22 protein-coding genes are annotated in these 20,196 nt (G+C 54.2%); 13 read left to right on the top strand and 9 right to left on the bottom strand.

Annotation, left to right across the window (positions count from 1 at the left end; translation table 11 throughout):
* The first annotated feature begins 78 nt into the window (after nucleotides 1-78).
* The 3 genes from NQ842_RS12770 to NQ842_RS12760 all read left to right on the top strand — a co-directional run bounded on the left by NQ842_RS12770 (nucleotide 79) and on the right by NQ842_RS12760 (nucleotide 3,289).
* Entirely contained in the window at nucleotides 79-606 is a 528-nt protein-coding gene (locus NQ842_RS12770; RefSeq protein ID WP_257255912.1) for a GNAT family N-acetyltransferase, read from the top strand.
* A gap of 117 nt (nucleotides 607-723) precedes the next feature.
* Nucleotides 724-2,175 (top strand): tagaturonate reductase, encoded by a 1,452-nt coding sequence (locus tag NQ842_RS12765; protein WP_194516131.1) that lies wholly within the window; start codon nucleotides 724-726, stop codon nucleotides 2,173-2,175.
* Between the two features lie 199 nt (nucleotides 2,176-2,374).
* Entirely contained in the window at nucleotides 2,375-3,289 is a 915-nt protein-coding gene (locus tag NQ842_RS12760) for a bestrophin family protein (protein WP_196372299.1), read from the top strand.
* Here NQ842_RS12760 and NQ842_RS12755 read toward each other — a convergent pair.
* Entirely contained in the window at nucleotides 3,277-3,825 is a 549-nt protein-coding gene (locus tag NQ842_RS12755) for a GNAT family N-acetyltransferase (protein ID WP_046887454.1), read from the bottom strand. The genes NQ842_RS12760 and NQ842_RS12755 overlap by 13 nt on opposite strands.
* Before the next feature lie 134 nt (nucleotides 3,826-3,959).
* Between NQ842_RS12755 and NQ842_RS12750 the strand changes: the two genes are divergently transcribed.
* The 7 genes from NQ842_RS12750 to NQ842_RS12720 all read left to right on the top strand — a co-directional run bounded on the left by NQ842_RS12750 (nucleotide 3,960) and on the right by NQ842_RS12720 (nucleotide 10,026).
* Nucleotides 3,960-4,547, top strand: coding sequence for a hypothetical protein (locus NQ842_RS12750; RefSeq protein ID WP_257256934.1), 588 nt, complete (start codon nucleotides 3,960-3,962; stop codon nucleotides 4,545-4,547).
* A 9-nt stretch (nucleotides 4,548-4,556) separates the two neighbouring features.
* Nucleotides 4,557-5,027, top strand: a complete 471-nt coding sequence (locus NQ842_RS12745; protein WP_118282692.1) for a GNAT family N-acetyltransferase — start codon at nucleotides 4,557-4,559, stop codon at nucleotides 5,025-5,027.
* A gap of 12 nt (nucleotides 5,028-5,039) precedes the next feature.
* Nucleotides 5,040-5,480, top strand: coding sequence for a GNAT family N-acetyltransferase (locus NQ842_RS12740; RefSeq protein WP_063412560.1), 441 nt, complete (start codon nucleotides 5,040-5,042; stop codon nucleotides 5,478-5,480).
* 145 nt (nucleotides 5,481-5,625) lie between these two features.
* Nucleotides 5,626-6,621, top strand: a complete 996-nt coding sequence (locus tag NQ842_RS12735) for an alpha/beta fold hydrolase (protein ID WP_014831931.1) — start codon at nucleotides 5,626-5,628, stop codon at nucleotides 6,619-6,621.
* Between the two features lie 44 nt (nucleotides 6,622-6,665).
* On the top strand, nucleotides 6,666-7,406 hold the full coding sequence (locus tag NQ842_RS12730; RefSeq protein WP_014831932.1) for a response regulator: 741 nt from the start codon (nucleotides 6,666-6,668) through the stop codon (nucleotides 7,404-7,406).
* Entirely contained in the window at nucleotides 7,403-8,698 is a 1,296-nt protein-coding gene (locus NQ842_RS12725) for a HAMP domain-containing sensor histidine kinase (RefSeq protein WP_014831933.1), read from the top strand. Before NQ842_RS12730 ends, NQ842_RS12725 begins: the two co-directional genes overlap by 4 nt.
* Before the next feature lie 137 nt (nucleotides 8,699-8,835).
* Nucleotides 8,836-10,026 carry a cytochrome c biogenesis protein/redoxin gene (locus tag NQ842_RS12720; protein ID WP_063426449.1) on the top strand — a complete coding sequence of 397 codons (1,191 nt, stop codon included), beginning with the start codon at nucleotides 8,836-8,838 and terminating at the stop codon, nucleotides 10,024-10,026.
* Nucleotides 10,027-10,032: 6 nt separating this feature from the next.
* Here the strand turns inward: NQ842_RS12720 and tam are convergent, their stop codons facing one another.
* The gene (tam, locus tag NQ842_RS12715) at nucleotides 10,033-10,791 is read right to left on the bottom strand and encodes a trans-aconitate 2-methyltransferase (RefSeq protein ID WP_257255911.1); all 759 of its coding nucleotides are present in this window, start codon (nucleotides 10,789-10,791) and stop codon (nucleotides 10,033-10,035) included.
* 83 nt (nucleotides 10,792-10,874) lie between these two features.
* Nucleotides 10,875-11,459, bottom strand: coding sequence for an NUDIX domain-containing protein (locus tag NQ842_RS12710; RefSeq protein WP_014831936.1), 585 nt, complete (start codon nucleotides 11,457-11,459; stop codon nucleotides 10,875-10,877).
* A gap of 86 nt (nucleotides 11,460-11,545) precedes the next feature.
* Here NQ842_RS12710 and NQ842_RS12705 point away from each other — a divergent pair, with 86 nt between their 5' ends.
* The gene (locus tag NQ842_RS12705; RefSeq protein ID WP_257255910.1) at nucleotides 11,546-12,313 is read left to right on the top strand and encodes a DeoR/GlpR family DNA-binding transcription regulator; all 768 of its coding nucleotides are present in this window, start codon (nucleotides 11,546-11,548) and stop codon (nucleotides 12,311-12,313) included.
* Nucleotides 12,314-12,358: 45 nt separating this feature from the next.
* Here the strand turns inward: NQ842_RS12705 and NQ842_RS12700 are convergent, their stop codons facing one another.
* The gene (locus NQ842_RS12700; RefSeq protein ID WP_014831938.1) at nucleotides 12,359-12,721 is read right to left on the bottom strand and encodes a DUF4406 domain-containing protein; all 363 of its coding nucleotides are present in this window, start codon (nucleotides 12,719-12,721) and stop codon (nucleotides 12,359-12,361) included.
* Nucleotides 12,722-12,947: 226 nt separating this feature from the next.
* Here NQ842_RS12700 and NQ842_RS12695 point away from each other — a divergent pair, with 226 nt between their 5' ends.
* The gene (locus NQ842_RS12695) at nucleotides 12,948-14,564 is read left to right on the top strand and encodes a mechanosensitive ion channel family protein (RefSeq protein ID WP_083021918.1); all 1,617 of its coding nucleotides are present in this window, start codon (nucleotides 12,948-12,950) and stop codon (nucleotides 14,562-14,564) included.
* A gap of 1 nt (nucleotide 14,565) precedes the next feature.
* Here NQ842_RS12695 and NQ842_RS12690 read toward each other — a convergent pair whose 3' ends face one another.
* The 4 genes from NQ842_RS12690 to NQ842_RS12675 form a co-directional block, all read right to left on the bottom strand.
* A complete protein-coding gene (locus NQ842_RS12690) occupies nucleotides 14,566-14,931 on the bottom strand; it encodes a VOC family protein (protein ID WP_257255909.1) in 366 nt (121 codons plus the stop codon).
* Between the two features lie 103 nt (nucleotides 14,932-15,034).
* Nucleotides 15,035-15,478, bottom strand: coding sequence for a PACE efflux transporter (locus NQ842_RS12685; RefSeq protein ID WP_047361898.1), 444 nt, complete (start codon nucleotides 15,476-15,478; stop codon nucleotides 15,035-15,037).
* Nucleotides 15,479-15,587: 109 nt separating this feature from the next.
* Nucleotides 15,588-16,955 (bottom strand): chromate efflux transporter, encoded by a 1,368-nt coding sequence (gene chrA, locus NQ842_RS12680; protein ID WP_182381737.1) that lies wholly within the window; start codon nucleotides 16,953-16,955, stop codon nucleotides 15,588-15,590.
* A gap of 130 nt (nucleotides 16,956-17,085) precedes the next feature.
* Nucleotides 17,086-17,397, bottom strand: a complete 312-nt coding sequence (locus tag NQ842_RS12675) for a hypothetical protein (RefSeq protein WP_047361895.1) — start codon at nucleotides 17,395-17,397, stop codon at nucleotides 17,086-17,088.
* 394 nt (nucleotides 17,398-17,791) lie between these two features.
* Between NQ842_RS12675 and NQ842_RS12670 the strand changes: the two genes are divergently transcribed.
* On the top strand, nucleotides 17,792-18,829 hold the full coding sequence (locus NQ842_RS12670; protein WP_257255907.1) for an aldo/keto reductase: 1,038 nt from the start codon (nucleotides 17,792-17,794) through the stop codon (nucleotides 18,827-18,829).
* A gap of 146 nt (nucleotides 18,830-18,975) precedes the next feature.
* Here the strand turns inward: NQ842_RS12670 and NQ842_RS12665 are convergent, their stop codons facing one another.
* Complete coding sequence (locus NQ842_RS12665) at nucleotides 18,976-20,157, bottom strand: aldo/keto reductase (RefSeq protein WP_192871082.1); 1,182 nt, start codon at nucleotides 20,155-20,157, stop codon at nucleotides 18,976-18,978.
* Nucleotides 20,158-20,196 lie beyond the last annotated feature (39 nt).

Genomic DNA, 20,196 nt, shown 5'->3' with positions numbered 1-20,196 from the left:
ACAAAAGCCTATGTCTGACATGATTGCGTTACAAAGATGTTAAATGCAAAGTGAGGATATTCAACGTAAGGAAAAATAATGAATACCTCACTGCAGATCAAAACCCTCACCCGGGACGATATTCTCACCCACCTCGATGCGCTGGCCGATATCCTTGAAAACTGTGTCAACGGTGGCGCTTCCGTCAGTTTTATGTTGCCTTTCAGTACCGAAAAAGCCCGCGCGTTCTGGCAGGGGATTGCCGGGAGCGTAGAGCGTAACGAACGCGTCGTGCTGGCCTGCATCGATTCGCAGGATGGCGTGATTGGCACCGTGCAACTGATTACCGATCAGCCGGAAAACCAGCCGCATCGTGCCGATGTGGCAAAGCTGCTGGTTCATGAAAAAGCGCGCCGTAAAGGGGCCGCGATGGCGCTGATGGGGGAACTGGAAGTGCAGGCCAGAGCCAGCGGCATCTCGGTGCTGGTGCTGGATACCTCAACCGGTAGCGGAGCGGAGACCTTCTACCAGCGGGCAGGCTGGCAAAAGGTCGGGGAGATCCCGCGCTATGCGCTGATGCCGGATGGCGCAATGACCGCCACATCTGTCTTCTATAAGTTCTTGTGATTATTTCCCTCAATGACGTGATGAATTGATCAAAAGCGGGGTTCTGGTCGAAAACCTTTGATAAGTTATCATACCAATCTTATCAGGCTGTACGACTAATCATAAAAGGATCCCATTGTGAACACACTTAACCGTCGTGATTTCCCCGGTGCTCTCTACCCTGAACGTATCATTCAGTTTGGTGAGGGCAATTTCCTGCGTGCGTTTGTCGACTGGCAAATCGACCTGTTAAACGAACATACCGATCTCAATGCCGGTGTCGTGGTGGTTCGCCCCATTCAAAGCGACTTCCCGCCTTCATTAAGCACTCAGGATGGTCTGTATACCACGATCATTCGTGGTCTGAATGAGCAGGGCGAGGCGGTCAGCGAAGCGCGCCTTATCCGCTCTGTAAATCGTGAGATCAGCGTTTACAGCCAGTACGATGAGTTTCTGAAACTGGCACATAATCCTGAGATGCGCTTTGTCTTCTCCAACACCACCGAGGCGGGGATTGGCTGGCACGCGGGCGATCGTTTTGAAGATGCACCAGCGGTGAGCTATCCGGCGAAGCTGACGCGGCTGCTGTTTGAGCGCTTCAGCCATTTTAACGGCGCCGCGGATAAAGGCTGGATCGTTATTCCGTGCGAGTTGATTGACTACAACGGCGAAGCGCTGCGTGAACTGGTGCTGCGCTATGCCCAGGCATGGGCACTGCCAGCGGAATTTATTCAATGGCTGAATGCGCATAACAGCTTCTGCTCCACGCTGGTTGACCGCATTGTAACGGGTTATCCGCGCGACGAAGCGGCTGTGCTGGAAGCTGAGTTAGGCTATCACGACGGATTCCTTGATACCGCGGAACATTTCTACCTGTTTGTTATTCAGGGGCCTGAATCTCTGGCCAGCGAACTGCGGCTGGACAAATTCCCGCTAAACGTGCGGATTGTGGATGACATTAAGCCGTACAAAGAGCGCAAAGTGGCAATTCTCAACGGCGCGCACACGGCGCTGGTGCCGGTGGCGTTCCAGGCGGGACTGGATACGGTGGGCGAGGCGATGAACGATGCCGACGTATGCGCGTTTATCGAAAAAGCGATCTATGAGGAAATCATTCCGGTCCTGGATTTGCCGCGTGATGAACTGGCGTCTTTCGCCCGCGCCGTCACGGGTCGTTTCCGCAATCCGTATATCAAGCATCAGCTGCTGTCGATTGCGCTTAACGGCATGACCAAGTATCGCACGCGCATTCTGCCGCAGTTGCTGGCGGGGGTGAGGGCATCTGGCACGTTGCCCGCTCGTCTGACGTTCGCCCTGGCCGCACTGATCGCGTTCTACCGCGCAGAGCGTAACGGGGAGAACTATCCGGTGCAGGATGATGCGCACTGGCTTGCTCGTTACCAACATCTGTGGGCGCAGCATCACGACAAACAGATCACTACCCGCCAGCTGGTCTCTTCCGTTTTAAGCGTGACTGAGCACTGGGAGCAGGATTTAACCCAGGTGGCAGGATTGGTAGAACAGGTTGCGTGCGATCTCGACGCTATCCTGCAGCAAGGGATGCGTGCCGCAGTGAAACCGCTTTGCTAGAGATTCAATGCCCGGCGTTGGCCGGGTTTTTCAATTGCATTAGTTACAACATACTATAAACCTCTTTATTTAAAGTCACCTGCGACACCGTGCGGTTTATTGCGTATCAGGTGAAAAATGCAATCTTTCATTAACAAGCTTGCAACCGTGAGGGGGATCACGTTTAATAGCGCGGCTCTTTCCATTCCTGAAGCTCACTATGATTGTTCGTCCCAAACAGCACTGGCTACAACTGATTTTTGTCTGGCACGGTTCGGTATTGCCCAAAATCTATACCCGGTTGCTGCTTAACTTCCTGCTTTCCATCGCCGTAATCCTGATGCTGCCGTGGTATACCTCGCTGGGCATCAAATTTACCGTTGCGCCATTCAGTATCCTGGGGGTGGCAATCGCTATTTTCCTCGGGTTCAGAAACAACGCCTGCTATTCACGCTACGTTGAGGCTCGCCTTTTGTGGGGGCAACTGATGATAGCGGCACGCTCGCTGTTTCGCGAGGTTAAAAACACCTTACCGGATGATAAATATCTGGGTGAGTTCGTCCGTCTGCAAATTGCCTTTGCCCATTGTCTTCGCATGACCCTGCGCCGTGAAAAGGGGGAAGGGCAGCTGGCGCGCTATCTGGCGGCGGCGGAGTTACGCAACGTTATGGCCGCCAACTCGCCGGCGAACCGTATTCTGCTGATCATGGGAGAATGGCTGGCCGTGCGGCGCCGTAACGGACAACTCTCAGACATCCTGTTCCACAGCCTGAACAATCGTCTGAACGACATGTCGAGTGTCCTGTCCGGCTGCGAGCGGATCGCCACCACGCCTGTACCGTTTGCTTATACCCTTATCCTGCACCGTACGGTCTATCTGTTCTGCATCATGTTGCCGTTCGCGCTGGTTGTTGACCTGCACTACATGACGCCCTTTGTCTCGGCCCTGATCTCTTACACCTTTATCTCGCTGGACACCCTGGCGGAAGAGCTGGAAGATCCGTTTGGTACCGAAGATAACGACCTGCCGCTGGACGCTATCTGCAACATGATGGAACGCGATCTGTTGCAGATGAACGATGAAGAGAACATTCCGGAAAGGCTGATGCCGGATAAGCATTATCAGCTGACCTGACGGGCATTCCATTCGTCGCGGGTGATTTCCCACAGCTCGGAATCGAGCATACCGCTGACGTACGCTTTCTGTTCCGTTTTGATAAGCCGCATGCCGCTACTGTCTGAAATACGACGGGAGCGGCTATTGGCGGCGGCCTTCGGCGCGCGTAATACGGGTTTGTTCAGCGTATTAAACCAGTAATCCGTTGCGGCAATGCTGGCTTCGCGCATATATCCCTTTCCCTGAAATTCCGGCGACAGCCAAAACCCGCGGTTGTTATCTTCCACATCGTACAGACAGATAATACCCATCAGCACGTCCGGCACCTCGCGACGGCGGATGCTCCAGAACCAGGCAATCCCTTTTGCCATATCCGGCAGCGCCACGTTGTTGACATAGTTTTCCGCGCCGTTATCCGGGTAAGGCCAGGGCACGGAAGAGACCATATAGCGGACGATCTCCCAGTGCGGATAGCGCGTTTGTATCTGAACAGCATCTTCGGCAACCAGCGGTTTTAGCAGCAAGCGTTCTGTCGTGAGCGTCGGTATCGTCATCCGCAGATCTCCCTATTTAAGCGTTATGCTTTTGTTTGCGTTCTGGTATTTTCATCTCTATCACATTCAGTTGAGGCGTGCTGGATTTATTCACTACCAAAAATGGGCATCATTTCTTCAATGGCGAATTTTTAATGGGCTTTTTGTCTCTTTTCACCGGACGTGTTTTCCAGGATCTTCTGCAACATGGCAAAGAGACAGAGGAGGCGATTGCTCGTCGTGATACCCGTCTTTTGAATCATTCCACCCCCGAGCTGGAACGGTATTTTTCTCGCCCCCTCAGCGAGCTGCCGCGTCAAAACCCTTACCCGGTAGCGGCGCTGTTACCTCTGTTTTTAGTGGCGTTTGCGTTAAACCTTCTGCCTTTTCTCAGCGCGTTGCCGGGTTTGTCACCTTTACACCATGCACTGAGCTTTTTCGTACCATCATTAATAATGACAGGCGCGCTCATTGTTATCAGCGTGCTTCTGGCCCGAGGGATGACGTCAGGATTGTTGGGGGTTATGACGGTGTTCATCATTCTGCTGGTCGTGACACTCGCTCAGGGGCTGCATCTGCTGTTTTCTCATGACGGAAGCCTTTGGCCACTGGTCATCGCATCCTCCGCGCTGATACTTTGTCGGAGGGTGATGAACAGCAGCGGCTTTGTGCTGTTTACCCTCTATTGTCGCACTCAGCGTCTTGCCAGCGTGGCTCGTGAAATCCGGTTAAAAAGCCGTTAAAGAGGTAATATGACATTACGAAAAGCGCATCCGCAGGAAGCCGAAATACTCTGGAATATTCGCAATCAGGCGATTCGTCACGGCTGTAAAACCAGTTACGACGCGGACGTCATTGCGCGCTGGACGCCCGATCTGATGCCCGAACACTACCGTCAAATGGTCATTGAATACCCTTTTTATGTGGTGGAAGATGAAAAGGGCGACATTGCGGCAACCGGCTATCTTGATCTGGATACCCACTGTCTGGAGGCGATATTCACCTTGCCTGCAGCATCCGGTAAAGGCATGGCGACCCGGATTGTCGAGGCGCTCAAACAGGAGGCCCATAGCCGGGGGATAACCCGCCTGACGCTTGATGCAACGCCTAACGCCCGGTCGTTTTACCAGAAGCTCGGGTTTGTCACGCTGAGCGAAAAGTATCATCACTCGCGCATGGCGGGCGCTGATTTACGCTGTTTTGAAATGGCGATCAATGTGTAATGTGAGGAACGCATGGCTGTTACGGTAAGACCTTTACGCGCTGACGATTACTCCCACTGGCGACCGCTGTGGGATGGCTATACCCATTTTTATGACTGTTTTCTCGATGAATCGGTTACCGCATCGACGTGGGAAAGGGCGCTTGCCCCACATTCACCGATGTTCTGCCGCGTGGTAGAGAAAGACGAAAAGGTCATCGGCTTTGCGATGTGCATTCTCCACGAAGGCACCTGGTCAACGGCCCCCGTTTGCTACCTCGAAGATCTGTTTGTTGATGCCACCGAACGTGGTGCGGGGGCCGGGAAGGCGCTCATTGATGCCCTGATAGCGGAAGGCAAGCGCGAAGGGTGGTCAAAACTGTATTGGGTCACCCGGGAGAACAACCCGGCGCGTAAACTCTATGACAAATACGGTGAAGCTGACGATTACGTACGCTACCGCCTTTCGCTGTAAGCCTCAATCGCCTGTGTTTGTATCACACTGTATCTGCGTACCGGATACATACACAGGATTGCAATAAACTCCCTTTCGCACATATCCGCTATACAAACGCGTGTTGTTATATCCCCGTCAACTGTACTTAACCGGAGATACCAACATGTTCAGCAAACTCGCGTATTCAACCCTGGCGTTAACCGTTTCTCTTGGCACCGTCATGGCCTGTCAGGCCGAAGTCACCGGCAAAGATGTCACCGCGGCCTTCGATCACCCTCAGCAAATTAACGCCGGCGATCTGAATATCGGCTATGTCGATATCGGTCCGAAAAATGGTCAGCCGGTAATTCTGTTACACGGCTGGCCGTACGATATTCACAGCTACGCCGAGGTCGCACCTGCACTGGCCGCAAAAGGCTACCGGGTAATCGTGCCGTCATTGCGCGGCTACGGCACCACGCGTTTTCTGTCTGCAAGCACGCCGCGTAACGGCCAGCCTTCGGCCATGGCGAAAGACATCGTTAACCTGATGGACGCACTCAACATTAAACAGGCTGTTTTTGCCGGATACGACTGGGGCGCCCGTACGGCAGATATTGTCGCGGCGCTGTGGCCTGAACGCGTCAAATCCCTTGTTTCGGTCAGCGGTTACCTGATCAGCAGCCAGCAGATTGGTAAACAGCCGTTGCCGCCTAAAGCAGAGCAGCAGTGGTGGTATCAGTTCTATTTCGCAACAGAACGCGGTGCCGAAGGCTATGCCAAAAATACCCATGACTTCGCCCGTCTGATCTGGTCGCAGGCCTCACCAGACTGGACGTTTTCCGATGCGACCTTTAACGCCAGCGCAAAATCTCTGGATAACCCCGATCACGTCGCGGTTACGCTCAGCAACTATCGCTGGCGTTTAGGGCTTGAAAAAGGCGAGCGTAAATACGACAGCTACGAGCAGAAGCTGGCGACATTGCCAAATATCACCGTCCCGACAATCACCATCGAAGGCGGCAACAACGGGGCGCCACATCCTGCACCGCAGGCCTATGCCGGTAAATTCACGGGTAAATATGAACACCGCACCTTTGGGGCCACCGTGGGGCACAACCCGCCGCAGGAAGACCCGCAGGATTTCGTCAAGGCGGTTATCGACGCGGATAAGCTGTGATATGTGCTATTTTCAATACGTTACCCCTCAGTCAGGAGATCCCGGTGGAGCATATTGATCATATCCTTGTCGTCGATGACGACAGGGATATTCGTGAATTGATTGTCGACTATCTCGTCAAGTCGGGCTATCGCGCGTCTGGCGCGGCGAACGGCAAAGAGATGCGGGCTGTGCTTGATAAACAGCATGTCGATCTGGTGGTGCTGGACGTGATGATGCCAGGCGATGACGGATTAACGCTCTGCCGGGGACTGCGCAGCGGTAAACATAAAGATCTGCCGATCCTGATGCTAACCGCGCGCAACGAAGAGACCGATCGGATCCTGGGGCTGGAAATGGGGGCCGATGACTATGTCGTGAAGCCCTTTGTTGCGCGCGAACTGCTGGCGCGTATCAAAGCCATTTTGCGCCGTTTTCGCACGATGCCCCCCAATCTGCAGGTCACCGAAGCCGGGCGCCTGGTGATGTTTGGCGACTGGCAACTGGACACCGTTGCCCGCCACCTGATCGACAGCGAAGGGATGATTGTGGCGCTCAGCGGGGCGGAATATCGCCTTCTGCGCGTGTTCCTTGACCATCCTCAGCGCGTGCTGACACGCGATCAGCTGCTTAACCTGACCCAGGGGCGAGATGCCGAACTCTTTGAGCGCTCAATTGATCTCCTGGTCAGCCGGGTTCGCCAGCGGCTGAATGAAGATGCCCGCACGCCGGCCTACATCAAGACCGTTCGCAGTGAAGGGTACGTTTTCACCATGCCGGTGATCATCAAAGAGGCCAATGAATGAGGCTCTGGCCACGCTCGTTACTGACGCGACTGCTGATCATCGTGATGCTGGGGCTCCTGCTGGCCAACGCGCTCAGCCTGACGCTGGTCATGCTGGAGCGGATGCGCAGCGCCCGCACGGTGATGCTCGGCAACCTGGAATATGACGTTTCCACCAGTGTGGCCATCCTGGACCGGCTTCCCGCGAAGGAGCGTCCAGCCTGGCTGGAGCGACTGGCGCGGGGGAACTATCGCTACATCCTGGGAACCGGTGAACCGGGGCCCGCACCGCATGACAAGCGCTCGCAGGATGCCATCCGCACCCTGACAGAGGCGCTGTCAGCAACCTGGCCACTGACGTTTACTGCCGTGCCGGGGCCGGTTTCCCATATTCAGGCCCACCTTACGCTGAGCGATGGTTCGCCGCTGACCATTGACCTTATCCCCCGAATGCCACCGGTCGCCAGCTGGCTGCCTGTGGTGCTTGTGTTGCAGCTGCTGCTTCTGGCGTTCTGCTCATGGATTGCCGTGCGTCAGGTTATTCGACCTTTTTCGCAGTTTACCCGGGCGGTGGATTCCCTCGACCCGGCAGCAAGCTCGCCGATGACCGAGACAGGGCCAGTCGAGGTGCAACGGGCCGCACACGCCTTTAATGCCATGCAGGCGCGTATCCAGTCGTACCTGCGTGAGCGCGCGCAGATCCTGGCCTCTGTATCGCACGACCTCCAGACCCCGATAACGCGCATGAAGCTACGCGTCGAAATGGCGGACCAGCCGGAACTGCGGGACAAGTTGCTTAACGACCTGGATAATATGACGCGCCTGGTGCGTGAAGGAATAGCGTATGCCCGGTCATCAGAATCTCTGGAAGAGACCTCGCTCAAGCTGGAGTTGAACGCCTGGGTCAACAGCATTGCCAGTGATTATCAGGACATCGGGAAAAACGTGCAGCTTCAGGCAACCGATGCCCGTCTTCCGATTGTCACGCGCCCGCAGGCGCTACGCCGGGTGATGACTAATCTGCTGGATAATGCGCTGAAATTTGGCGACTACGCCGTCATTACGATTCATTCAGATGCCCATCATGTCACGATCTCGATTCGCGATGGCGGACCGGGGATACCGGACGCCGAACTGGAGGCGGTATTGCAGCCGTTTTATCGGGTGGAAACCTCACGAAACCGCGACACCGGGGGCACCGGATTAGGGCTGGCGATCGCCGCCCAGCTGACTGCGCAGTTAGGCGGGAAATTGCATCTGGCGAACCACGTCGAGGGCGGGTTGGACGTTTCGATTACGCTGCCGCGCGGGTAATTGTACGGTTTTGTATCGGACAGCCCTCATGATACGCGCGCAGACAATTCGCGCTGATTTGCACACATCCTGAACATATCAACACGGTGAAATAACCTCACTGCAGCTTCGCAGGGCATCTGTAATGTGAGGTCACTATGTTTCTGATAATCGCTTTTCTGGGCGGGATGATAAGTCTGCTCAGCCCATGCACACTCCCGGTTATTCCACTGCTGTTTGCCGGGTTCCAGGGGCAACGACGGCATATGCTGGCGTTGCTCGCGGGGATGATTGTAATGTTCACCCTCGTGGCACTGGTGGCTACCGCCGCCAGCAGCTGGATCGCCCAGGCGACGATAACAGGGCGCTGGGTCGCACTGGTTGTACTGGCAATAGCCGCGCTGGCACTCATTTTCCCGACATTCGCCCAGCGTATTGCCGGACCGGCCGTCAGCGCCGGTAATCTCCTCAACACACGCAGCGGGCAGACGCGCGGCATGATCTCTGCCTTTCTGGCCGGGCTGGCCGTCGGGTTGCTCTGGTCGCCGTGCGCCGGGCCGATTCTGGGCGCTATATTCAGCCTGAATATTGCCGGTCACTCCGCCATTGCCACGGGGGCACTGCTGGCCGCTTACGGCAGTGGATGCGCGCTGATGCTGGGGCTGCTGGTTGCCGGTGGCCGCACGCTGATGGCCCCCCTGCGCGCCCAATCGGCATTGATGGAAAGGTTACGCAAGGGGGCGGGCGTGGTGATGTTAGCGACCGTTGCGTTTAACGCCACCGGGATGACATCCGTTCTGAAAGGTGCAAATGGCGTCGCAGACCGCCTGGAAAATTCCCTCCTGAGTCTGGCGAAACCGACGACGACCCCGGTGAAGCTCCAGCCGGTGGTGATGACCGAGCCCAGCAGCCAGTTGCCCTCCTTAAGCGGCGGAACGGGATGGATAAACGGTGACCCTGTCACGTCTGACTCTCTGCGGGGGAAGGTGGTATTGATTGATTTCTGGACGTGGGACTGCATCAACTGCCAGCATACGCTCCCGTATGTCCGCGACTGGGCCAAAAAGTACCAGTCGCAGGGTCTGGTGGTGATAGGTGTGCATACGCCGGAATACCCGTGGGAAAAACCGCTCGCCTCGGTGCAAAAAGCGGTGACGAAATGGCAGCTCCCGTATCGGGTGGTAACAGACAACAACTATCAGATCTGGAACGCCTTCGGGAATCAGTACTGGCCCGCACACTACTATTTCGATGCCAAAGGGCAGCTGCGCTATACCTCCTTTGGCGAAGGCAATTATGACCAGCAGGAAAAAGTTATTCAGCAGCTGCTGAAGGAGGCCCGCTCCTGACCCGACTCAGGGTTGACGTTGAGCAACGATAAACAAGCGTGGAAATGCCAGCAGTATCTGCCCGTTTTCCTGAAGCGGATACTGCTCTTCCAGCAGTTCATGGTAGCGTTTCAGGAACTGCTTCTGCTCGCTTTCATTCAGCTCCTGTAACCACGGACGCAGCCCCGTGGCACTCACCCAGTCAATAATCGCCTGATGCGAACTCATTTTATGGAAATAGGTTGTGCGCCAGATATCCACGTCGCAGCCTGCCTCCGTCAGAATATCGTAATACGCATGGACACCGGGCAGAGGTTCACGGCCACGATCCGGATAACCTTCTTCAACAGCCACTTCACGCATCGAGACGTGTGTCGGTTCCAGCCAGTTATCGGGCATCTGGATCGCCAGCACGCCGTTTAACTTCAGCAGCGAAACCAGATGCGGAAGAAGATCGTAATGGTCAGGGACCCACTGTAGCGAGGCATTTGCATAAATCAGGCCCAGGGTCTGGCCCGGCTTGTACTGACGAATATCGGCTTCAACAAAGTGGCAATCAGGCAACGCCTGGCGCGCCTCTTCGAGCATCGCCGGTGAGTTATCGACACCGGTGATGTGGGCGGAAGGCCAGCGATGCTTCAGCAGCGCGGTGCTGTTTCCCGGTCCACAGCCTAAGTCAACGATGGTGGACACCTCAACCAGCGGAATTCTGGCGAGCAGTTCAGCGGCGGGGCGCGTGCGTTCTGCACCATATTGCAGGTAAAGCGAAGGGTTCCAGTCGGCCATCTTTGCATCTCCGTGTTGCAGTCATCAGCAAGAATAGCACAGGCAGAGACCTGCACAGCGGCTGGTCTCTGCCGGCGTTTTGGTTACAGAATGCCTTTCAGCGCAATATGGTAAATCAGCATAATGGTTTTGCCGTCCACGATTTGGCCGGTTTCAATGCTGCGCAATGCCTCGTCCAGCGGCATTTCCAGCACGTCGATATCTTCTCCCTCTGCCTTAATTCCGCCGCCTTCGCTGGTTCGATCCTGTGGGTGATACTCAGCGATATAAAAATAGAGCTTTTCCGTGACGGAGCCTGGACTCATGTAGGCTTCAAACACCTTCTCAACACGGGAGACACGATATCCGGTCTCTTCTTCCGCTTCCGCTTTGATGCGGCTTTCGGGATCCATGTTATCCAGCAGCCCGGCGGCGGCTTCGATAAGGTCGTCCTCATGACCATTGATAAAGACCGGAAAGCGGAACTGCCGCGTCAGGATCACCGTTCTTTTATCGCGGTTATAGAGCAGTATCGTTGCCCCGTTCCCCCGGTCATACACTTCGCGGCTTTGTCGCTGCCATTCACCGTCGCGTCGCTGCAGCTCGAAGGTATATTTTTTAAGGATGTACCAGTTATCCGACAGCGTTTCATTTTCAATGATGCGTACATCTGCACGTTTCGATTGCACGTTTGCTGCTCCTTACGTAGAGTGATCGTCATAAACAGCATTATCATGCACATTCAAGACAAAACGTGCAACATCAGGAATCCACTATGCTCACCAGTCAGCGAAAACAATTAATCCTTGAGAAGCTTGCCGCTGAAGGCCAGGTCCAGTCTAAAGCGCTCAGTGTACATTTCGCGGTGTCAGAAGACACCATTCGTCGTGATTTGCGTGAGCTGGCGGCAGAAGGGCGTTTACAGCGTGTCCATGGCGGTGCGCTGCCGGCCTCGTCGGCCACCGTGCCATTTGCCGAGCGTAAATCGGTGAAGATGGATGCGAAAAAAAATGTGGCCCGCAAAGGCGCGAAGCTCATTTCCCCGGGCCAGGTGGTGATCGTCGACGGCGGCACCACCACGTCGGAACTGATCGCGTTTTTGCCGGCGGATTTACGCATTACCGTGGTCACACACAGCCCGAGCATTGCCCTGGGACTCGTTGAACATCCTTCGATTGATGTCATTTTGATCGGCGGGCGTCTGTACAAACACTCCATCGTGACGGTAGGTGCAGCAGCCATTGAGGGCATCGACAATATTCATGCGGATCTGTTCTTTATGGGGGTTACCGGCATCCATCCTGAAGCGGGGCTTACCACCGGGGATTTCGAAGAGGCGTGCATCAAACGTGCATTTTCCGGCAGGGCCGCCGAGACGGTGGTCCTGGCGTCGCCAGAAAAAATTAACACCGCATCATCGTTTGTGATTGGCGAGCTATCGCTGGTCAATACGATTGTCGTGGAAGACGGTACCGATCGCGCCTGGATTAACGCGGTCAGGGAGAAAGGGGTTTCCGTGGTGAAGACTTCAGATCCAGAATAACCCCTTGAACCTGCCTGTAAACAGCAGGCAGGTTCGCGCGTTTCCTCAGACCTGAGGGATGCTTTCTAATGAGGTGTAGACGTTCAACCCCAGCTTCCGGGCAACCTCAATATCCATATCGGCGCCCTTAGACGCACCGGCAATACGATAAATCGCATCGCATCTGGCAATGAGTCGGTGTGCAACGGGATAGAGCATCGTCTCACTGATTTCATCCCCAATTGACGTTGAACCTGCGGCTTTGGCCAGCGGTAGCGCGAGCCATTCGCCAATCACCGGAACGTGGCCACGCTGGTAAACAGCTAACGCAGCGTTTTCCAGACGGGCAAGGTTTTCATCCATTTTTGCCTGGTCGCCATCAGTCCCGCTGCGCCAGGGCCCGGCAATTAAAATCAACTGTTGTGTCATACATACCTCTTTGCGTGATGGTGCATGAATTTGCACGTTCAGAAATTCGATGTCAGTTTTACGTTTGCAAAACATCATAGTGTGCATCCTCGTGCAAATTCAAGCAATATCGTGCATGGTGGTGATGTTGCATAAGGGCATGGCTGGTCTATGCTCAACATGCAGAGACTCGCCATTCTCTGGGGCAATTGAAAAATAACAATAAGTTGCGTTTCAGGGGGTGGAAATGAACAAGGTCCTGCTCGCATTATTATCCTGCGTGCTCTCGATCATCTCATTTACCGGCATCGCCGCCGAGCCACGGCAGGAGCCTACTGAGCAGGAACGTGCCCGAACGGTTTACATTTTTCACCAGCCGATTGTGATGCTACAGGCCAAATTTGGTCTCACCACTCCTGAAGAGCGCGTATTGCGTATCCGTCATACCCTGCGTAATTTCACCCAGCAGGATGTGCGTGAGCCGCTGAAAATTGTCCCCGTTACCCGTTACAACCAGCAGGGAAGGCTGATTGTCATGAACAATAAGCCTGTTCTATTGCTGACACAGGCGGATCTCGATGAGGGCGATGATCTGACCCTTGACCAGGCCGCTCAGCGCGTGCTGGCGCGGATGGAGGCGCAGCGTACGGCGCTTCGCGATCAGTATGACACCGGCTGGCTGGCGCTCTCCGCCGGGAAAACCGTCGTCGGACTGCTGGCACTGTCTCTTTTCTGGTATGGCGCGTGGCGGTCATGGCGCTGGGTTCGGAATGTCTGCCGTCGTCGTATTCTTGAAAACCGCAGCGTCATTCCTCAACGCTGGCGTAAGTTTGTCGGCGCAATTGAGGCCCGTTTGTATGCTTTGCTGATGATTTTACTGGGCATTCTCGGATTGTATCTCTGGCTGAGCTGGGCGTTCAGCTTGTTCCCCTGGACACGCGTCTGGGGTGCATCGTTAGGCGACTGGACCATGCGCGTTCTGCGGGATATTGTGCTATCGATTGTCTCGGCCATGCCGGGCATTATGATTGTCCTGATCATCTTTGTGATTACCGCCTTTATTCTGAAGCTCCTGAAGGTGTTGTTAAATCAGGTGGAAGCAGGGCGCCTGCAGCTGCCGGGCATTCATCCTGAAACCGTGGGAGCAACGCGTAAACTGATTTCTGTCGTGGTGTGGTTATTTGCCCTCTCTGCGGCCTATCCGTTTTTACCGGGAGCGAATTCGCTGGCGTTTAAAGGCATTAGCGTCTTCTTTGGCCTGATGCTTACCCTGGGTTCGGCAGGCGTGATGAACCATGCGATGAGCGGGCTGGTACTGATTTACTCGCGAGCGTTGAGGAAAGGAGACGTTATACGGGTTGCGGATAACGAAGGGCTGGTCACGGAGATAGGCATGCTGGCGACCAAGATCATCACCCGCGAGAACTATGTTGTGACCGTACCCAATGCGGTGGTGGTGAGCGGAAAAATCACCAATCTGAGCGTGCAGAATCCTGACGGCGGCGTGAACCTGACGATTGGCGTGACGATTGGCTATGACACACCGTGGCGACAGGTTCATGCCATGCTGGAGATGGCAGCCAGACGGTCGAAATGTGTTGACCCTTCGCAGCAGCCCCTGGTGCGTCAGCTGGGGCTGATGGACTGGTACATTGCCTATGAGCTGCAGGTAAAATTGCAGCCCGGACAGTCACTTGCCGAGGCCCGCAATGAGCTCCACAGTAACATTCAGGACGTTTTCAACGAGTTCAACGTGCAAATTATGTCGCCAAACTTCGTGATGCAGCCGGAAGGTGCGGTCGTCGTCGCGGAAGAAAACTGGTTCGCAGCACCGGCAGAGAAACCCACACAAAAGCCATCATGAATCAGTCCGGTGCATGACAGACCGCCTCGATATTATGGCCGTCAGGCGCAATGACAAAGGCGGCATAGTAGTTTTTGCTGTAGGGCCGCAAGCCTGGGGCACCGTTATCCCTGGCACCCGCTCGCATTGCGGCATGGTAAAAATCATCAACCTGCTTGCGTGTTTCTGCCACAAACGCCAGGTGCAGTGGGGCCGGTTTGTCGCGCGTCTGGAACAGGCAGAGTGACACGTTGCCGGAACTCATTTCAACACCGTACTCAGGTGTGCCTTCATCGATGAGCCTTACACCAAGCGGCTCAAGCGCGTTGAGGAAGAAGGTTTTACTTTTCTCGTAATCACTGACGCCGAATTTCACATGATCGAACATTGTTCCTTCCTTAAAAAAGAGAGAGAAACACAGAGTATAGAAGGCGTGCGGCGCCACATGTGCTCACGAACGTGCCAGTGTGACCAGCGTCAATCATCGGGTGTTATGTAGCAGACTGTTTTCGCCCAACAAATGTCCAACGCAGGTAGTCATAGAGCCAGTTAAACAGCATCGTGTATGGCAGAAAAAACAGTACCAGACCGATCTCGACAAAAAATGCCTCAGTCACTGTTAAATTCAGCATTACCATCGCGACAGGGATTAATGTGATGATAAGTCCTGTTTCAAAGCAGACCGCATGGATCGCGCGAACGAGAAATGTTCGTTGAAATGCATATTTTTTCTGAAGGGCATCAAAGAATTTATTAAACACAAAATTCCATGCTGTAGCGGCAAGTGCAGATATCACGGATAACGAACCTGACTGGAGCACCGACACGTTCATCAGCCACGCCAGTGACAGCGCAATAATAACGTTGGCCGTCACTTCGAAAATGACAGCATGGAAAACGCGTTCTTTAAAACTTTTATTTAATTCAATTTCCATTTGCTTAGGGGTGTTTTTAAAAAAACTGGAGTATACCAGACAGGCTTCAACTTTCTTTAAACGTGCAGGTTAGAATTGCTGCCAGGCCCCGGTTATTCGGGGCCTGGCACTATGTTCTGAGGAACAGATGTAAAACCAACCCGATGACCGCACACGCGGCAATAACGTGAGTCACTTTATATTTGAACCGGAAAAGTGCGATAGCGGCAGCAAGGGCAATGACCGCCGCGATCCAGTCCGTTTTGCCGTCAAAGCCCTGAGGCCATAGCACGTGGTAGCCAAAAAAGAGCGCCAGATTAAGAATTACCCCAACCACAGCTGCGGTAATCGCCGTGAGCGGCGCGGTGAAATTAATATTGTTGTGCGTCGTTTCAATAAAAGGACCACCGGCGAGGATAAACAAAAACGATGGCAGAAACGTAAACCAGGTCGCCAGCACGGCCGCTACAGCGCCTGCCAGGAAAAGCTGATCCGGGCCATACGCCATATTCACATAGCCACCGACAAATCCCACAAATGCCACAACCATGATAAGCGGCCCCGGCGTGGTTTCGCCCAGTGCCAGACCATCAATCATCTGCGTTGGCGTGAGCCACTGATAATGGCCAACCGCACCCTGGTAGATATAAGGCAGTACCGCATAAGCACCGCCAAAGGTCAGCAACGCCGCTTTGGTGAAGAACCAGCCCATCTGGGTAAACGGGTGCGTCCAGCCCAGGCTCAGAAAGAGCATTGCCATTGGCGTTGCCCATAAAAAAACACCGGCAACGATAATCAGGATCAAGCGTGACCATTTGAAAACCGTATGCGGAGCCGCTGGCGTATGGTCATCAATAATGGCAGCACCGTAGGATTTTCGGCTGGCGTCATGGGCGTTACCCTGACCAAAATGGTCGGGGAAAAGGCGCCCCCCCACATAACCCATCATTGCGGCTGACAGGACAATAACGGGAAAAGGGACATTGAGGGTGAAAATGGCGACAAACGCGGCGGCAGCGATTGCCCACTGCGTGCGATTACGCAGCGCCCGCGAACCGATACGGTGCGCAGCCTGCACAACAATCGCCGTAATTGCCGGTTTGATGCCATAGAAGAGACCGGCCACGACAGACAAATGGCCATACGCAACGTAAATCCACGACAGGGCAATAAGGATAAAAAGGGAAGGGAGCACAAACAGTGCCCCGGCAACCACGCCGCCCCAGGTGCGGTGCATCAGCCAGCCAATATAGGTCGCCAGTTGTTGCGCCTCCGGCCCCGGAAGCACCATACAGTAATTTAGTGCATGCAAAAAGCGCTGTTCGGATATCCAGCGTCGGTTTTCAACCAGCTCCTGATGCATTATCGAAATCTGCCCAGCCGGCCCGCCAAAGCTGATGAATCCTAGCTTCAGCCAGAATAAAAAGGCTTCACGGAAACTGACATGCGGAGGTGGAACGCCCGGTTCGTCGTCGACCGTAGGCAGATTGTTGTTCATGAGTATCTGAACCTGTTATTGAATTCTGCTGAGAGAAGGATCCGCTAAGCATATGCCATATTTATGAAAGATGAGTAAAGATGGCTACGTCAGCGAACTGAGATAAGAGATTTTAAAGACAGCGGCCGTGTTAGCGGTATTTCTTGTTAAATTTCCATGCCTTATAGGAAAGAAACGGAGGCTGAAAAAACCAAATGATGAACAAAGCGATCAACATAGCAACGCCTGTGGATATTACATTTTCTCTGGACGCGATGATAATAACTATGAGGTAAACAGCAGCAAGCAACATGGTCAATAACAACGCTGCGTTAAAACGTCTGGACAAGTCAGATATCACCATATCCAGAGAAAGGGCATCTTTTGTTATGTACTTACGCAACTTCTGCAGGTCCAAGGATGTAAATCCAGATGCCAGCAGCTTTGCTTCGGTTATCGCCATGTTTTCTCCATCAGCGCTGATTACTCGGTGTAATCAAGACTATCAACCCGGTAGCTCAGTGGGTAGCGTTATGTACAAACTCGTAAATGATTTTACAACAGCTATCAATAGCCAAGGGAACAAACACAATGACGGCCACGGAATGCTGGATTCGCCCTGAATTAACCTTGGTGCGCATAATGTATATTATGTTAAATCCCATTAACTGATAACTTACTTCATGAACCAAGTCGGCTTGTCTGACCTCCCTCTCGTTTCTCGTCTTTCACTGACGATTACGCCCATCTGTGAAAAAAACTCATAACACCATTCGATGGCGCATGCTGGTTCCCTTCATGTCAGTGCAATACCCTGTCACATACAGAATTGCTGGCAATAAAAGAAGGAACACAGAATGAAGTATGTGAATCTGGGTCGTAGCGGTTTGCAAGTCTCCCGTCTTTGTCTCGGTTGTATGAGCTATGGTGAACCTGAACGCTTGCCTCAACCCTGGTCCCTGAATGAAAAGGCGTCACGTCCGCTCATTCGTCAGGCGCTTGAAGCGGGCATTAATTTTTTTGATACCGCGAATATCTACTCGGGCGGAAGTTCTGAAGAGATCACTGGAAAAGCGCTGAGAGAAATGGCCAGACGCGATGAGATTGTTGTGGCGACAAAGACCTTCTTTCCGTGGCGCAACTCACCCAATACCGGGTTTCTTTCCCGCAAGGCCATTTTTCAGTCTATTGACGATAGCCTGATGCGCTTAGGTATGGATTATGTGGATCTCTTTCAGATTCACCGATTTGACCACTCCACGCCTGTTGAAGAGACCATGGAGGCTCTGCATGACCTCGTTAAATCAGGAAAAGTACGTTACATCGGCGCATCATCTATGGAAGCCTGGCGCTTTGCAAAAATGCAGCATACGGCAGAGCGTAACGGCTGGACCCGATTTATTACGATGCAACCGCAATACAACCTGCTTTACCGGGAAGAAGAGCGCGAGATGCTGCCCCTGTGTGAAGACCAGGGCGTGGGTGTGATCCCCTGGAGTCCGATGGCACGCGGCAGGCTCACGCGCGACTGGAGTGTCACGTCCCGACGAACGCAAAACGATGCCTTTGCGTTAAAAATGTATGAGAACGCAGCCCTTCTGGATAAGCCCGTTATTGATGTTGTTGCCAGCATTGCTGAAAAGCACGAAGTGCCAAAAGCCCATGTTGCAATTGCCTGGTTGCTATCAAAAACGGTCATCACGGCACCGATCATCGGCGCGACGAAACCAGAACATCTTTCCACGGCTATCAGCGCGCTGGACTTTTCACTTAGCGATGCCGAAATCATGGAACTCGAGGCACACTATCTGCCGCACCCCGTCGACGGGATCATTCCCCCGCTTCCGGATACGCCACCTTCACTCACGCCGCCTTCAGCAATACAGGACTGTTAATGCCCTCCCCTGGCCCGGCGTTGCCGGGTCTCTCAGGCCAATCATTCCCGGACACTGATGTGAAATGGGAAGCGGTGCAGACGCGAATGCGCCCGATCGAAAAATCATCGCTCCACCAGGCGACGGCCTAAGGTGGCCATCACCGTTTAACTTTTATCAAACTGACTTTCGGTAAACGGATCTGCGCGACCGCCCTGCAATGGGATCCTAGCAAGCGCTGCATCGATTTCGCGTAACTCGCTATCCGTCAACCGGACTTGCGGCGCACCGCTATTTTCTATCAGGTGCGGATATTGCGTCGTACCCGGGATGGGGACTATCCATGGCCGCTGAGCCATCACCCAGGCCAGCGCGAACTGAACCGGAGTGGTGTTTTTGCGGCGGGCCCACGACTGCGCGAATTCAAGCAGTACCATGTTTTTGGCCAGGGCATCGGGCTGGAAGCGTGGCAGGTTATGCCGCCGATCTGTGCTGTCGAACCGCTGGCTTGGATTGACTGCCCCGGCAAGGAAACTCCGGGCGGTCGGGCAGTAAGGTACAAAGCCGATACCCAGCTCTTCGAGCGTTGGAAATATCCGCGTCTCCGGTTCACGCCACCACATGGCATACTCACTCTGTACTGCAGTCACAGGGAGTACCGCATGTGCGCGGCGGATTGTCCTGGCACTCGCTTCCGACAATCCCCAGTGTTTCACTTTACCCTCCTGGATCAACGCCTTCACGGTTTCCGCCACATCCTCAATCGGCACATTCGGATCGGGGCGATGCTGATAAAGAAGATCGATATGGTCCGTTTTCAGACGCTTCAGCGAGCCCTCTACGGCACGGCGAATATGGTCAGGATGGCTGTTGAGTGAGGTTGGCTTCCCCTCCTCCACGCCGAAACCGAACTTAGTGGCAATCACCACACGATCGCGAACGGGGGCCAGTGCTTCCCCGACAAATTCTTCACTGAGATGGGGGCCATACACCTCGGCAGTATCAAAGAACGTGATGCCTTGTTCGAAGGCGGCCCGGATGAGCGAAACCATGGCTTTACGATCGCGCGGACCACCGCCGTAATACCCCACCATAGGCAGACACCCGAGTCCCATGCTTGAAACCTCCAGCGAGCCGAGTTTACGCGTGGTTAAGGTCTCCTTCTGGACGGGAACAGCACCCGAAGGGGCGCCCGACGTGTCCTGACCAGCCGGTTTAGCCATCACGGCTCCGCTCCTGCCAAGGGTGGTAGCGGCCAACGCCAGACCGGCGCCGGCGATCAGAAAATTGCGACGATCCCGGGAAGCGGGTACGGAAGCAGAATGCTGGTCATGCATCATCTTGCTCATAAACTGGAACTCCCTATAGCGAAGAAAGGATTCATTAAT

The sequence above is a fragment of the Enterobacter cloacae complex sp. R_G8 genome, assembly GCF_024599795.1.
In the GTDB taxonomy this organism is placed as follows: Bacteria; Pseudomonadota; Gammaproteobacteria; order Enterobacterales; family Enterobacteriaceae; genus Enterobacter; species Enterobacter dissolvens.
This window is presented reverse-complemented; position numbering and strand designations above follow the sequence as displayed.

Bases quoted from the DNA above. Each gene is read 5' to 3' on its own strand.
- NQ842_RS12725 (WP_014831933.1), top strand. From the start codon at position 7,403: ATGAGGCTCTGGCCACGCTCGTTACTGACGCGACTGCTGATCATCGTG.
- chrA (WP_182381737.1), bottom strand. From the start codon at position 16,955: ATGAACAACAATCTGCCTACGGTCGACGACGAACCGGGCGTTCCACCT.
- NQ842_RS12745 (WP_118282692.1), top strand. From the start codon at position 4,557: ATGACATTACGAAAAGCGCATCCGCAGGAAGCCGAAATACTCTGGAAT.
- NQ842_RS12675 (WP_047361895.1), bottom strand. From the start codon at position 17,397: ATGGCGATAACCGAAGCAAAGCTGCTGGCATCTGGATTTACATCCTTG.
- NQ842_RS12690 (WP_257255909.1), bottom strand. From the start codon at position 14,931: ATGTTCGATCATGTGAAATTCGGCGTCAGTGATTACGAGAAAAGTAAA.
- NQ842_RS12760 (WP_196372299.1), top strand. From the start codon at position 2,375: ATGATTGTTCGTCCCAAACAGCACTGGCTACAACTGATTTTTGTCTGG.
- NQ842_RS12665 (WP_192871082.1), bottom strand. From the start codon at position 20,157: ATGAGCAAGATGATGCATGACCAGCATTCTGCTTCCGTACCCGCTTCC.
- NQ842_RS12705 (WP_257255910.1), top strand. From the start codon at position 11,546: ATGCTCACCAGTCAGCGAAAACAATTAATCCTTGAGAAGCTTGCCGCT.
- NQ842_RS12720 (WP_063426449.1), top strand. From the start codon at position 8,836: ATGTTTCTGATAATCGCTTTTCTGGGCGGGATGATAAGTCTGCTCAGC.
- NQ842_RS12750 (WP_257256934.1), top strand. From the start codon at position 3,960: ATGGGCTTTTTGTCTCTTTTCACCGGACGTGTTTTCCAGGATCTTCTG.
- NQ842_RS12755 (WP_046887454.1), bottom strand. From the start codon at position 3,825: ATGACGATACCGACGCTCACGACAGAACGCTTGCTGCTAAAACCGCTG.
- NQ842_RS12670 (WP_257255907.1), top strand. From the start codon at position 17,792: ATGAAGTATGTGAATCTGGGTCGTAGCGGTTTGCAAGTCTCCCGTCTT.
- NQ842_RS12700 (WP_014831938.1), bottom strand. From the start codon at position 12,721: ATGACACAACAGTTGATTTTAATTGCCGGGCCCTGGCGCAGCGGGACT.
- NQ842_RS12685 (WP_047361898.1), bottom strand. From the start codon at position 15,478: ATGGAAATTGAATTAAATAAAAGTTTTAAAGAACGCGTTTTCCATGCT.
- NQ842_RS12770 (WP_257255912.1), top strand. From the start codon at position 79: ATGAATACCTCACTGCAGATCAAAACCCTCACCCGGGACGATATTCTC.
- NQ842_RS12735 (WP_014831931.1), top strand. From the start codon at position 5,626: ATGTTCAGCAAACTCGCGTATTCAACCCTGGCGTTAACCGTTTCTCTT.
- NQ842_RS12695 (WP_083021918.1), top strand. From the start codon at position 12,948: ATGAACAAGGTCCTGCTCGCATTATTATCCTGCGTGCTCTCGATCATC.
- NQ842_RS12740 (WP_063412560.1), top strand. From the start codon at position 5,040: ATGGCTGTTACGGTAAGACCTTTACGCGCTGACGATTACTCCCACTGG.
- tam (WP_257255911.1), bottom strand. From the start codon at position 10,791: ATGGCCGACTGGAACCCTTCGCTTTACCTGCAATATGGTGCAGAACGC.